The sequence below is a fragment of the Bacillus sp. MSP13 genome (genome assembly GCF_000815295.1).
GTDB classification, from domain to species: domain Bacteria; phylum Bacillota; class Bacilli; order Bacillales; family Bacillaceae; genus Bacillus; species Bacillus vallismortis.
The window spans coordinates 148549-162595 of sequence record NZ_JXAQ01000014.1 but is presented as its reverse complement, the minus strand read 5'-3'; the positions used below and the strand labels follow the sequence as shown (position 1 = coordinate 162595).

Below are 14047 nucleotides of genomic sequence, written 5' to 3'. Positions count from 1 at the left end.
CTGTACAATACGCGAATAAGGTGAGTTCACATATGGATTTTGAAATTCGATTTTTATCCTTTTATGTTATACAAGTGGAAGGCAAGGATGAGCAGGCGAACAAGCAGTTCAAGCATTTCCAAACCCTTGATACGGGTGAATTTGAAGAAAGCGAGCTGAAGGACTTTCTCGACGGGGAGCTGAAAAAAATCGTCAAACGGAAAGCCGACCGCCATCCGCAGTCCGAGCAAGTGCCAACGAAAATCGGCCATTTTATCGTCGAGCCCGGCCACGAGCTCGATTCCAATCCGAATTACAATATGTTCAACCGCGCACGTTTGGCGGAAACAAAAGAGGATTTTAACGAGCTGAGCGAGCAGTTCGTCCGCACGTATCTCGACACGAGCGCGGTCCGCGGCGGCGTATTCCTTGTGGCTTCGGCGGTGCCGAGGAAATACTTCGACGAGTCATTTGTCTTCATTATGAAATGTGACTTTGAGCCGAAGGTTGCCCGCATCTCAGACGCGTCATCTCTCATTAAAAAAGTCGAAATGGCGATCACGACAAAAAACATGAAAAGCATCCAGTATCCGTACATGCCAGAGGAGGGAATGGTCGAGGAAGGCGAGCTGAAAATCCATCAGTCCTCGCACGCCCGCTATTTCGAGGACTTTCTGAAATTCGTCGAGTACGGCGAATCAATGCCGGAAATCATGAAAAACCAGGTCATGAACATGGTGCAGGAGCATGTCTACGAGACATTTGAAGACAATAGCGAAGAGCTGAAGCAATTCGAGCAGGACATTGAGATTTGGGAAGCGAGCGAAAAACGGGAAATCCAAGAACGCCTCGACACCCATCAAGTGATCGAAGCCTCCGCCCAAATCATCGAGCACACGCCAGAGGCCCAGCTGAAAATGAAAGTCGGAGAAACCGAGATTAAAGGATTGCTAGCGGATTTTGGCGACTCGATTCACCTCGCCAAAGTGAACGGGCGCTATGTCGCGCTGATTGAAGCCGAGACGATTTCGTTTGAGAAGGGCAGTTCTCCGGTGGAGTTTTATAAGCCTGAGGGGCTGCATGAGGTGATTGAGCGGATACGCCACAAAACAGAGCAAGATTAAAAAAGTCCAGAATTTAAATCTGGACTTTTCCTATTTAATATCCTTCCCTCAACACCGCATAGCGCTCCCCGATCAGCTCTTCCGCTCCCGGCTCTCCTTTCAGCCCGCGGCGGACGATTTCTGAGGAGAGGTTCCGGACTCTGAGAAGTTCGTGAAGATGCTTGGTGATCTTTTTGAAAAGCTAAGCGTGTTTAAAGCTAAAAAACCCGCCCGGCCAGAACAGGCTACAGCGTCTTTTCTTCTGCAGCCGGATACGTATCCGGCTGTTTTTTCTTTATAACTGTAACAAATATGCCGCTGATGACACATGTAATACCGATCAAATGCACAAGTTCAAACGGCTCCTTTAATATCACACCTGACAACATAACAGCGGAGACCGGAAGAACGGATGTGAAAATGCCAGACACCCCCGCCGGCACCTTCGTCACCCCGCTATACCATAAGTAAAACGCCAAAACGGTGACAAAAAGCGCGTAATACAGCACATACGACCAATCCAAAACTGTCGGCACGCTGAAATCAAATGAAGAGGCCTCAACCAAAGCAAACGGGAGAAAAAACAGAAAACCGAAGAGCGATACGAAGGTTGAAATCGCCAATGCCGAAATATGCGGAGACAGCAGCTTGGCCAGCAATGTAAACAACGCTTCGCCAATGACTGCAGCAATGATCAGCATGTTCCCGAATAAGGCGTGCGGCGTCCCGTCTTGGCTCCCTGTTCCAAACAGATTAATCGCCATCACGCCGCAAACAGCAAGCAATATGCCGATCAACGTCTTTTTCTCTATTTTTTCTCTCAGCAGGAAAAAGGATAATATCCCGATTACCATCGGTGTTGTGCTTGTCAAAATGCCGCTTTCCGTTCCAGTCGTATATTGAACCCCATACAGCAGGCAAATACTGAACAAAAACACGCCTGTGAAAGACTGCACCAGCAAGACAAGCACATCTTTTTTCGTCAAAGCCGGGAACCCTTTTTCAATGCAAAACAGCAGCGTCAGCAATACAATAGCAGCCAGCAAAAAACGCAGTCCCGAGGATAGAAAGACCGGAATGCGCTCGACCATGAGCTTGCCGATGACGACAGAGCTGCCGACGATTGCCATGGCTGCTGCCAAGGAGACATAAGCGCCCATTTGTTTTTTCATCACAACATCACCTGCCTTTTTATGTATGACAAAAAGCGCCTATCCAATGAAAGGCGCTCTCTGATTAATCATCACTGCTCAAAATCCCGAAGAAACGAAGCAGGTTGATGAATAGATTGATAAAGTCGAGGTACAGCGATAATGCCATAACAGGAATTAAGTCTTCGGTAATATGGCGATGTTTGATTTGGTTTAGATCATACAAAATGTAAAGGGAAAAGACGATGGTTCCGATCACGGAATACGCCATCATCGCCGCTGAGTTTAACGGACTGAAAATGTTGAAGATGCCAACCGCAACAAGTGCGAGCACTGCAACCAGCAGAAATGACGACAGGAAGGATAAATCCTTTTTCATTTTCGCGCCAATTGTGCCTAGAACAGCAAAAATGACAAATGTAGAACCAAAGGCTTCAAGCACAACATAGGCGCCAGCGATGGAAGCGTAGTGGCTGACAATCGGAAATAAGGTAATGCCGGAAATAAACGCGAATGTATATACAAACGCATACCCCACCGCTTTTCTCCTGCGCATCCAGAAAGCCAGAATAATCATTCCCACTTCAAGAATAGAAAGCGGCAGCATCAAAGCGGCAGGAACAAATTGGCCGATAAAAAGACCGACAGTCGCGATCAGCAGTGTGAAAACAAAGACTGTCAAAATGCGCTGCATGATCGATTGCTTACTCTCGTGAACCGTAGCTTGCATGTCAAAAATCCTCCTAAAAAATGATCTTAAAGGTCTATTATATAAAAAATGGATGAAATATGTATGTGTTTTAAGGAAAATTTAAAGAAACCAAACACCATTACGCCAAGACTTCCTTCTTTCCTTTTCAGCGCAAATGATGATTTTCTATTTATCCCCTTTTTGTAAAAGCCGGGAAAGCCAAAAGGCATATAATCATCCGTTAACGGACAATCATATGCCTGACATACTTCCTATTTGTTTTCTTCCAATTCATCCACAATACAGCGGACGCCCATGTTTTCTAACGCCTGCTTCAGCGTTCCGTACGTTTCATATTCACTGAAATCAAGCCCCAATTGAATGGATGTCTGGGCCACATCCGGTCGAATCCCTGAAAATACAGCTTTAACCCCTAGTAAGAAAAGTGTTTTTGACAGATTGTACAGCTGCTGCGCCACCATGGTATCCACGATCGGAACACCTGAAAGATCAACGACAAGGCTTGTGATTTTTCTCTCGATACAGCGGACCGGCACTGTTTCTAAAATGACCTGTGCCCGCTTTGTATCAATGGAGCCGATTATCGGCAATATCCCGATTCCATCCGCCACGGAAATCACCGGGCAGCCCAGCTCAGAAATCAGTTCCTGCTGAGACGTGAGCCTCATCAGCATAAATTTTTGGTACTGCTCAGAAAATTCAATAATCAGCTTGTCAAACGACTGATTCACAATGCGGTTCCATCGGTCGGCATCCTCATCTGTGACGATATCTCGATTCTCTTTGATAAACGCAGCGACTGCGCCCCAGAATGCGATTCTTGAGTTTGAAATAGCTTCTACGACCTCATGCACCTGAACATCTTGCTCTACTCTGTTTTTCGCAACGGTTTGCGCCCATTTTGCCATATTTTCGTGAAACTCGTTTTGATCGTCCAGAAACGCGCTTGCGATTGTGATATTGGTAAACGTATGCTGCTCAGTTAGGAGCTTTTTCGTTTCTGCACTTAAATCGTCGGCGGAATATAGCTCGCCTTTCAGCTGACATCGCAAACTGAACCATTTCTCGGTAATATCCGCAGTGTTGTCTATAATATATTGATATAATAATTGATCGATATTCACGGTCTGTCTCCTTTTTCATAATAGAAGCTCTTTTATTATAAAATGATACACCGGAATTGTGAATGGGACTAGAGAAAAATAGAATGATTGTGCTTCACGAGCGCATTCCAGTTTCATCCATAGGCAAATGCACCAATAAATGCCCGCTCGCATAAACTGCATATGTAAAGTTTACAATGAGAAAGGACGTTATTGCATGTATTATGTCGATCCTTATATGTTTGCCGGGCATTTTTATGAGCCTTGGCCTGCTTTTGAATATGAATACCGTAATCCGGATGGTTACCCATGGTCCGGAATTGGCGGCGGCACTGTTCCTGGCATTGGCGGCGGTGTGCCCGGCTTCGGCGGCGGTGTGCCCGGCTTCGGCGGCGGTGTGCCCGGCTTCGGCGGCGGTGTGCCCGGCTTCGGCGGCGGTGTGCCCGGCTTCGGCGGCGGCGCGCCCGGCATTGGCGGTGGTGCTGTGCCCGGCATTGGCGGCGGTGCGCCCGGCTTCGGTGGCGGTGCGCCGCAGGGACCCCCTCCTTCCAAAAAACCCGAGAAACCGAAAAAGCCGCAGGGCGCTCAAGCAGGCACTTATTTAGTTGAACCCGTTGCCATTCAGCCATGCCTCTTCCGCTTTACTTATGTTTGGCTAACCAACGGCAGCTCATTTTGGTTCTATCCAATCATCCTTGGCAGAAGATCAGTAGGCGGCTTTTATTGGGATTCTTACCGGCGGCGTTGGATTTATTTCGCCTTAGACACAAATTTGATAGATGTTGTAAGCTGCTCGTATTAATCAAAAAACAGCCGGTTTTGCCGGCTGTTTTTTATATTCCTTCGCCCGTAAACAGATTATAGTATAAATATCTTTCCACTTGGAGGTTTCTCTATGATCAAACAAATAGGCTCTGTTGCTGTGTATGTTGAAGACCAGAAAAAGCGAAGCCATTTTGGGCGGAGAAGGTTGGCTTTGATATTGCGGCGGACCACCCAATGGGATCTGAGGCAAGCTGGCTGGAGGTTGCGCCACAAGGAGCCCAGACCCGTTTAGTGATTTCCCGAAAGCCATGATGAAAGGCTCTGAACAAATGAAGGCTTCGAACGTGTTTGAGTGTGAAGACATCTTTGCTACATACGAGAAAAAGAAATCAAACGGTGTAGAATTTCTTGGTGAGCCCAATCACATGGAGTGGGGTACCTTCGTTCAATTTAAGGACGAAGGTGGCCATGTATTTTATTGAAAGAATAACTGTGCGGCGACAGTTCTATTCCGCCATGCTCTTCCTTTGACAATGAGAATGAATTTCATTTACAATTGTGTTTATATGAGAATGATTGGAGAGGGACAAATGTTTATTCAGTTGAGAAAAATGACGGTAAAAGAAGGCCATGCAGACAAAGTAATCGAACGTTTCAGTGCTGAAGGAATCATTGAAAAACAAGAAGGTTTGATTGATGTAACAGTGCTTGAGAAAAACGTCCGCCGCGGTGATGAGGAAGTTGTTGTCATGATTCGCTGGGAATCTGAGGATCACTGGAAACAATGGGAAAAAAGCGATGCGCATATCGCGAGTCATAAAGCGAACAAAGGCAAACCAAAGCCTGACTATCTGATCAACACTGAAGTGAGCATGTATCATGTAAAAGCTGTGAAACAAGGGACTCATGAATAATGAAAAGAGCTTGCACGCGCTGCAAGCTCTTTTTTACGGTCATGACGAACCGCTTTCTTCATACGTGGTGACATAAAGCGGCTGGTCGGCATGCCATTCCGCGTATAGGACATCCTCAACCTTTTCAACGCCTTGCTTTTGCAGCGATTGCTTCAGCCATTGTTCATCCACATCCGCTTCCGCCAGATTATCATACACAATCTCCCCATCAAGAATTAACGTAATCGGCAATGACACTTCCTTTATTGGGAGGTTCATATCTTTTCTGGTCGGTTTACCAAAAGCGGCTTTCGGGAGTACACTGATCATTCCGTTTGTTTCTAGAATCGCATATTCCACTTCCTGAATCGAAAAACAGCCTTCCTGCCTCAGAAGGCTTTGCAGTTGGTTAATATCGAGTTTGTTTTTCTTCAGCGCCTTGTATTTCACTTTCCCTTTATGAATTACAATATTCGGTTCGCCTTCCAGTAACTTTCTGGACCCTTTTAGCTTTTGTGTAATCAATTCAATCAAATAGATAAGAAAGCCCCATAGGAGTGAAGCAAAAATAATTTCTTTAATCTTGATTTCATGATCATAGACGGCATTTCCGACTAGCTCCCCTAAAATTAAAGCAGAAATAAAGTCAAACGGGGTGAGTTGAGAGAATTGGGTTTTCCCAAGAAACTTCAAGATGACAAATAAAATACCGAGACCGCAAACTAGTTCTATTGCTACATTTACATAATCTCCCACTGTTGATAGCACCTACTTCTTAAAAACTACTACCATTATAGTCAAGTGCCATCTTTCTAAACCGAAACTGCTGATTTCGACCAAAAAATCAGCCCGTTCGCCGGCTGACATTTTTCACATTGTTTGGTGCTTCGCCAGCATGTCATCAAAAAGCGGTTCTGCATCACTGCGATCAATCGTGACAAGCGGATCATTGAGAAAGGCTTGAAAAGCAAGCGTGCGATTCTTTGTTAAACCGGCTTCCGCCACTGCCTCCTGATTGGACACGTGCCTCGCCGCAATCATTTCCACACTCTTTGGCAGCGCTCCAGAGAAAATCGGCTGGACACTATTGCGGGTAATCAAGGCGTTCGTTTCGACAATCGCATGTAAAGGAAGATTGGAAACTTGGCCTTGATTTGGCACATTTACATTCGTGACAAGTTCACCCACTCCGAGAAGAGCCGCTATGATGTTCACCCCTTCCTCTCCCGATGCCTTCCCGGCAACGCCCCGTTTTTGCACAATCAATTGTTCTGATTCTTTTCGTTTTTCCTCTCTGTCTTGTTTTCTGAATGATACAGGTGTGAGATGAAATTTCCATGATTCAGGCTGTTTGAGGTAAGGGCCGGGAAGAAATTCCGCCAGATGCCTGTCACCCGCAGCGGGGATGGCACCATACGTTTCAAATAAATCAAACGCCACACGGTGCGCCGAACGAAAGACGCTGTCCCTCCAGCTCTCCCCCTCAAGCTCATATCCTGATTCTCCATAATGCGCGCTGAATTCATGGAATATAGGCAACAGATCAATATGGCGGTAAGAGGCTTCCGTAATCCATGTGAAATGGTTAATGCCAAGTACATTGACGCGGATATCTTCACGCCGCAACACCTCTGCTCCGAGCCGTTCTTTGACCATTTCCGCCAGCAGCTTTTGCGTGCCGAATACCTCGTGGCAGCAGCCAATCGCTTTAATGCCGGGAAACACTTTATACAGCACTCTTGTACAGACAGACATCGGGTTTGTATAATTGATGACCCATGATTCAGGTGCGTAGTCTCTTATTGCCCGGGCAATTTCGGCAAACATCGGAACAGCCCGCAAGCCCCTGATGATTCCGCCCGGCCCGACAGTATCACCTACGGATTGATAAATGCCGCAGCGCTCAGGCAAGTGGACATCAACTTCCATATCATCCAATGAACCCGGCAAAATGGAAATGATAACGATATCCGCGCCCGATAACGCTTTTTTCATAGTAGAAACCGCTTCATACCTCCATCTGCCGTCTCCGCTGTGATTGCCAATCACTTCATTTTTCTGAGCAGCTTCGAAATCAAGATCATAGAGCGCCACCGTGCCTGACAACCGCTCATCAATCGACAAATCATTCATCAGGCTTCTGGCCCAGCCCTGAGACCCCCCGCCGATATAGGCGATTTTCATCTGATCTAACGTACTGATATGAAACACTCCCTTTCTCAGCCTTTCACTGATCCGATCAGCATTCCCTTCGCAAAGTGTTTTTGCAGGAATGGATAGACCGCCAAAATCGGCAGCGTCGCAATGACAATGACCGCGAGTTTAATCCCCTGCTCCGGCGGAACGGTATTTTGCATCGTATCGCCATTGGTCGCTGTTAAATCCGATAAAATTGTGACTTGGCGAAGCACCATTTGCAGCGGCCATTTTGCACTGTCGTTGATATATAAGAGAGCGTGGAAGAAATCATTCCAAATCCCGACCGCATAAAATAGCGCAAAGGTCGCAATAACCGGCTTTGACAGCGGCAGGGCGATCCGCCAGAAAACGCCGATTTCTGAACAGCCGTCAATTTTTGCCGATTCCTCCAGTTCGCGCGGCAGCTGCTGAAAGAAGTTTTTGATAATAATCAGGTTGAACGGATTAATCGCCATCGGCAGAATCAATGCCCAATACGTATCCAAAAGGCCAAGTGATTTTACGACAAGGTATGTCGGGATCATGCCGCCGGAAAATAGCATAGAGAAAATGACCAGGTTCAACAGCAGATTCCGCCCCTTCACATGCCGCTTCGCCAACGGATACGCCATCGTAAAGGTGAAAAACAGCTGCACAGCTGTTCCGACCACTGTGATGAAGATAGATACACCCATGCTTCGGATGAATGTCGGTGTCGAAAACACATACTTGTAAGCGTCAAGCGTAAAGGTTTTTGGAAAAATAAAGAAGCTGCGCCGGGCAAGTTCCGCTTCTGTCGCAAAGGAACCGGCGATAATGTACAAAAACGGCAAAATGGTAATCGCACCGACACCGCCGAGAAACAGAATGTTACAGACGTCAAACACCCGTCCTGCTTTTGTGTTGTGCATCGTGTGAATGTCAGCCATACCTCTCCCTCCTCTAAAACAATCCTTCCTGATCAAACTTTTTCGCAATATAATTGGCGCCGAAAATCAAGATAATCCCGACAACCGATTTAAACAGTCCGACCGCCGTGCTGTAGCTGTACGCGCCTTGGGTAATCCCCATCATGTATACATACGTGTCAAAAATGTCAGCCACGCTGCGGTTGAGCGAGTTCGTCATCAAATACACCTGTTCAAAGCCAAGATTCAAAAAGCTGCCGATTCTTAAAATTAACAGAACGATAATGGTGCTTCTGATCGCCGGCAGCGTAATATGCCACATTCTCTTGAATCGGCCCGCTCCGTCCATAATGGCCGCTTCATACTGCTCCTGATCAACCGTCGCGAGCGCGGCCAGAAATAAAATCGTTCCCCAGCCCGTCTCCTTCCAGATGCTTTGCATCACAATCATCGGCCGGAACCAGTCCGCGTCCGATAAGAAGGAAATCTGCTCACCTGTCAAGCTCATGATCAATTTGTTGATCACACCTGTATCGACAGTAAAGAAAACAAAGGTGATGCTGACCACGATTGTCCATGAAACAAAATGAGGCACGTAAATAAAGGTTTGGATGCATCTTTTATACACAGCTTTCCTTACCTCATTCAAAAGCAAGGCCAAAATGAGAGGCGCTGGAAAGGCAAACAAAAGATCCAAACTCGCCAGCATGAGGGTGTTGCGCAGCAGCCGGAAAAAATCCGGATTCATAAAAAAGTCTTTGAAATAATCAAAGCCGACCCATTCGCTTTTCCAGAAGCCGAGATATGGCGAATAGTCTTTAAATGCGATCAGCACGCCCCACATCGGCAAATATTTGAAAATCAAAAAATAAAGCAGTCCGGGAATAAGCAGAAGATAAAGCCATTTGTCACGTTTGAACGCAGCCATCCAGCTGATGCCTTTTCCAGCAGTGAGAACAGGTGCATCTCCCTTCTTCGGCACAGTTTCCATATCTGTTCTCCTTTCGTGATACCGATGCGCCCGCTGTACTGCAGGCGCATCGGTTTATTTTGATGATTGATACAATTTGTTTAAGTCCTTCATCAGGTCATTGCCGCCGCTGTTTTTCCAAAGCTCCACCGCATCCTCGAATCCTTTTTCATCAATTTCTCCGATAATAAATTGTGTTCTCGCATCGAGAATGATGTTGTCAAGCTGGGCTCCTTTTTGGGTATAGACATCAGATACAAGCGACTCAGCCGGGTTAAAGACGGCTATTTTTTCTCCTTCGGTGATGATGTCCTTGCGATGCTGGAAGAGCTTTGTTTTCTGGTCTTCGATGTAATACTCGCTTTTCGGAATCGACATGCTGAACTGTGCCAAGCCTTCATGCTCATACAGGAGAGATTTGTTGTTTTTTTCAAGTGAGGTGAATACGCCGTCCTTGAGCTCGTAATTGCGTCCCTCCACTCCGTTGTTTGTGAGAATCTGCGCTTCTTTATCGTTCATCTTATCGAGGAAGGACAGTACCTCTTTCAGCTCTTTTTCGGTTTTGACGCTTGTTTTTGGTATCGCGATCATCCCTGAGTAACCGGATGTCGGGAAGGTGCGCTTGCCATTCGGCCCCTCAAGCGATCCGACGATATCAATCACACCCTTGTTCGACTCATCCGCTTCCTCCATCGCGCTTTGGATTTGAGACGCTCTGGAGCCGGTATCAACGATGACACCCGCTTTTCCTTTCACAACCGGATCATTCCATTTCGCTGAATCCATGACCGCAAAGTCCTTATTGATCAAACCCTCGTCATATAGCTTTTTAAAAAACGTGAGCGCCTCCATGTATTCCTTCGTTGTAAAATCAGGAATCAGCTTTCCGTTTTCAACGCCGTAGCGGTTCGGGGCGCCAAACCAGATTTGCAGAACATCCCACGGGCTTCCGTTGCCAAGCCCCATCCATTTCGGCACGACCATGCCGTACGTATCATCCTTGCCGTTTCCGTCAGGATCTTTTTCCTTAAAGGCTTTCAGCACTTCATAGAAATCATCAAGCGTTTCCGGCATATCCAAACCGACGTTTTCAAGCCAGTCGGTTCTGATGATCATACACGCTCTGATCAGGTCCCTCGTTCTGTAGATCCCGTATACCTCTCCATTCACCGAGCTGTTCTTTAAAATCTGTTCATCTGCCTGGCTTACATTCTTATAGTCTTTTAAATAAGGAGACAGCTCCCAAAACGCCCCTGCTTTGACAGACTTGATAAAGCCTGCTGATTTATCTTTTATCACAATCGCATGAGGCATCTCTCCAGAAGCCATGACGATATTGAATTTGTCGTTGTAAGATGAATCAGGCACCCATGTGACCTGAATCTCTTTGCCTGTGTATTTCTCCAGTGCTTTTAGTGATGGGCTCTTTTCACTCGGGCTTTCCGGTGATAAGAGCGGCGCCATGATTTTGATCGTGTCTTTCGAGCCGCTTGCTGAATTGGATGTTTCCGAATTGCTGCATCCGGCGATCATCATGGCAGCGAGCGGCAAGGCCAGCCATTTTGTTCGTATTCTATTTTTCATGATGCGTAAGTCCCCCTTTTTCTCATTTTGCAATTCCCCTTTGCCCCTCCTAATATAAAGCGCTTACATAAATTCTTGCAATCTTCATTTTTTGCACCAATTCTCCTATGAAATTCCAGCTGTTATCCTTTTTTGCCGGATGTCTCTTTTTTTGCCGGCAGGGCATCTCCGATTAATTCCAGCGCCGCTATGACGTTTAAACACCATTGCGAGACGGTGTTCGTCGTCACCCACGGGAGCTCCTCCAGCTGCGTCCACGTCTCAATGCACTCTGGTTTGATCGGAAGCGGTGTATGGCTCAGCTTGTCATCGAGCAAAAGATTCCACGCTTTGGCGGCGAGCTTCTGATCCTGTTTGTTTCTCGCGGCATAGGCTGTCATGGCAGCCGCGAACATCGGCCAATGAAAATGCCCGTCATGCAGCGCGCCTCCGCTTCGTTTCCGTTTTTCTTCATCACTGAGTGTGTAAAATTCGCCGAATTCACTCAGCATTTCCTCCCATTCCAGGTCATCAAGAAGCTCAGCCAGCTCCATCCATACTTGCGGCGCGCCAAAGGCGATCATCATATGGTATCCGCCTGCTATGCCGTCGCCCATGTGATGAAGCATCGAGCTCGCCGGATCATATTCAAATGTCGGGCCGGATAATAGGCGAAGCGGCAGCCGCTTCAGGCAGCTGATGCCCGTTTGGATTTTGTGTAGATAATCTGGATTCCCGGTTCGCTCCCATTCTGTCAGCCAATTCGAGCAAAATGCCGCCCAGTCAGGTCCCGTTCTGGCATGGGTCGGATGCTTGCCTTTCTCGTAAAAAGCGCGCATCGGATCGGTTTTGACGAGGGCGTAATCGGCGTCCTTCACTTCTGTCAACAAATCTCCCGTCCGCTCATCTCCCGTCAGATAATAATAGAATTTATAAAGGCCGGCCATGCTGACCCTTGCTTCCTTGCAGCCGCATCCCCAGTGCACCACGTTATGCCGTGAGCCAAGACCTGCGTATTCCCCAAGGTGAAAGCTGTCCGTTTCGCTCGTATGGCGGGTCATCGCTTCTGCCATGCGGAAGATGTCCTCTCGGCCTGAGCGGAAAAACGCCTGCCACAGCCATAAAGTCGGAACGAGCTCATTGTTTTGCCATGCGTATCCGCCGAGATCATACCGCCACATATGCCGAATCGGATCATACGTATGCATGACATCGCCATAATGCCAAAACCCGTACCACCTGCGCTGCTCTACTTCCTTTTTGTAAAATCGAAAGGCGGCGTCGAGCTGTTCTTCCAGCTCTTTTTTGAGCGGATGGGATGTATCAATGACACTCCAAACCCCGAGTGCCTTTGATTCGTAATAGACGTCCGGCTCGCATACAATGAGCGGCGGCGCCTGCCATTTGTCAGCGAGCGTATAAAGGACATCATCAGATGGCATATGCGAAAAGCACGATAGGCTGATTTCATTTGTGTTGGCAATGCCGGTCGGATCAGAACGCATTTCATCAAAGCCTTCATATGCGCTGGCCGCATGGGTGTTTCCTGTATAATGCCGCAAATCCATCGCTTCTCCGTTCGGAGGCCAAAGCCAGACAGTCATTTTTGGGTGGCCGCCGGCAAGGCCTGTGATTTCCAATGATGACGGATATTTCTCAAAAAAAGACCGCAGGCCGAGGGCAATGCCGCCGTTTTCGCCGCCTGCATAAAAGAGCCCCTTCGCCCGGCTGCCATGCAGCATGCCGACCCACGCATAATCTTTTCCGGTCCGTTTTGACAGGCTGTAATGATCGCTGGAATCCTGAACGAGCTTGACATCGTTCCACACCGCGTTCTGTGTGCCGTGAGCGAACCATTCCTTATGCTCTTCACTTGGAGACAGCGTTTCGCCATTGATTTGGTTTTCATAAAGCGGATACCATTCATTGAATTTCCGTGTGCCAAACAGCTGGGCGGGTTCTTTGTATATCCCTTTCTCTCCCGCAAAACGGAAATGGCGGTTGTACGGCTCCCCTTCCAAAAAAAGATCAAATGCGATGCCGAGCCCTTTCACGAATTCTTGTTTGCCATTCCTGTCGATCAGCTGTGTATGCACGATGCCGATCTCAGAAAGCCCGGCGTAAAACGTCAATCTGACCACAAACGGCAGCCATTCCTCATTTGTTTTTTGAAGGAGATGCACACCCTCTATTTTGACCACCGCTTTGACAGGGCCTTGCTTCTCTATCGCCGCACGTTTGATGAGGCTGACAGACGCTTCATGAAAAAGAACCGTTTCCGCCGCCGACTCCCGTCTCGTTTCTCTTATAGCAACGAGCCTCCCGCCTGCGGCGATCGGCTTTCCGTTGATCTGCAAGGATTGAATGAGATCCGAGCCTGTTTTATGAATGGTACAGACGAGCGTTCCTGTATCCACTTGGATGTCATGCTTTGACTCGTTGATGCTGAGCGTTTTGTCTGCCCCCGGGACTTCGCCTTTTTGCACTGTATAGCTTTGATGCTCCTGTTCTCCAAACACTGCCGCGTGCTTCGTCCACTTGATGCTCCCGTCCGGCCAATAGGCGGACGGTTCGCTTTGGACATATTGATTTTCCGCATTTTCATTCACAAGCACCAGACAGTCTGCTTGTTTCAATTCTCCTTTTTTCCATGGCACGCCCCACGTCACACCGCTTGTCACCTTTGGCTGTTCTGATAACCATTTGATTTTTTTCATCAGTT

11 protein-coding genes and 3 pseudogenes are annotated in these 14047 nt (G+C 47.5%); 4 read left to right on the top strand and 10 right to left on the bottom strand.

Annotated elements, in window-relative coordinates; genetic code table 11:
• Window positions 1–32: 32 nt before the first annotated feature.
• Window positions 33–1103, top strand: a complete 1071-nt coding sequence (locus SC79_RS17505; RefSeq protein ID WP_039076161.1) for a DUF3900 domain-containing protein — start codon at window positions 33–35, stop codon at window positions 1101–1103.
• A 34-nt stretch (window positions 1104–1137) separates the two neighbouring features.
• On the opposite strand, the pseudogene SC79_RS21445 reads toward SC79_RS17505, so the two are convergent.
• The 4 genes and pseudogenes from SC79_RS21445 to SC79_RS17490 all read right to left on the bottom strand — a co-directional run.
• Window positions 1138–1248, bottom strand: a pseudogene (locus SC79_RS21445) (hypothetical protein); the annotation flags it as partial.
• Between the two features lie 79 nt (window positions 1249–1327).
• Window positions 1328–2319: pseudogene (locus SC79_RS17500) on the bottom strand (DMT family transporter).
• Entirely contained in the window at window positions 2319–2963 is a 645-nt protein-coding gene (locus SC79_RS17495; RefSeq protein ID WP_039076159.1) for a Bax inhibitor-1/YccA family protein, read from the bottom strand. The pseudogene SC79_RS17500 and the gene SC79_RS17495 overlap by 1 nt, the downstream one beginning before the upstream one ends.
• Window positions 2964–3196: 233 nt before the next feature.
• Entirely contained in the window at window positions 3197–4069 is an 873-nt protein-coding gene (locus SC79_RS17490) for an STAS domain-containing protein (RefSeq protein ID WP_039076158.1), read from the bottom strand.
• A gap of 196 nt (window positions 4070–4265) precedes the next feature.
• Here SC79_RS17490 and SC79_RS17485 point away from each other — a divergent pair, with 196 nt between their 5' ends.
• The 3 genes and pseudogenes from SC79_RS17485 (at window position 4266) to hmoA (ending at window position 5727) form a co-directional block, all read left to right on the top strand.
• On the top strand, window positions 4266–4850 hold the full coding sequence (locus tag SC79_RS17485; protein WP_039076157.1) for a hypothetical protein: 585 nt from the start codon (window positions 4266–4268) through the stop codon (window positions 4848–4850).
• A gap of 93 nt (window positions 4851–4943) precedes the next feature.
• A pseudogene (locus tag SC79_RS17480) lies at window positions 4944–5295 on the top strand (VOC family protein).
• Window positions 5296–5403: 108 nt separating this feature from the next.
• Window positions 5404–5727 carry a heme-degrading oxygenase HmoA gene (gene hmoA, locus SC79_RS17475; protein WP_039076156.1) on the top strand — a complete coding sequence of 108 codons (324 nt, stop codon included), beginning with the start codon at window positions 5404–5406 and terminating at the stop codon, window positions 5725–5727.
• A 39-nt stretch (window positions 5728–5766) separates the two neighbouring features.
• On the opposite strand, the gene SC79_RS17470 is transcribed toward hmoA, so the two are convergent.
• From SC79_RS17470 to SC79_RS17445, 6 genes are all read right to left on the bottom strand, one after another.
• Window positions 5767–6462 (bottom strand): DUF421 domain-containing protein, encoded by a 696-nt coding sequence (locus tag SC79_RS17470; RefSeq protein WP_039076155.1) that lies wholly within the window; start codon window positions 6460–6462, stop codon window positions 5767–5769.
• A 114-nt stretch (window positions 6463–6576) separates the two neighbouring features.
• Window positions 6577–7917 (bottom strand): alpha-galacturonidase LplD, encoded by a 1341-nt coding sequence (gene lplD, locus SC79_RS17465; protein ID WP_039076154.1) that lies wholly within the window; start codon window positions 7915–7917, stop codon window positions 6577–6579.
• An 8-nt stretch (window positions 7918–7925) separates the two neighbouring features.
• Window positions 7926–8813, bottom strand: coding sequence for a carbohydrate ABC transporter permease (locus SC79_RS17460; protein ID WP_039076153.1), 888 nt, complete (start codon window positions 8811–8813; stop codon window positions 7926–7928).
• A 13-nt stretch (window positions 8814–8826) separates the two neighbouring features.
• Window positions 8827–9783, bottom strand: coding sequence for an ABC transporter permease (locus SC79_RS17455; protein WP_010329159.1), 957 nt, complete (start codon window positions 9781–9783; stop codon window positions 8827–8829).
• Window positions 9784–9837: 54 nt separating this feature from the next.
• On the bottom strand, window positions 9838–11346 hold the full coding sequence (locus tag SC79_RS17450) for an extracellular solute-binding protein (RefSeq protein ID WP_039076274.1): 1509 nt from the start codon (window positions 11344–11346) through the stop codon (window positions 9838–9840).
• Window positions 11347–11468: 122 nt separating this feature from the next.
• Window positions 11469–14042, bottom strand: coding sequence for an exo-rhamnogalacturonan lyase family protein (locus SC79_RS17445; protein ID WP_039076152.1), 2574 nt, complete (start codon window positions 14040–14042; stop codon window positions 11469–11471).
• Between the last annotated feature and the right edge of the window lie 5 nt (window positions 14043–14047).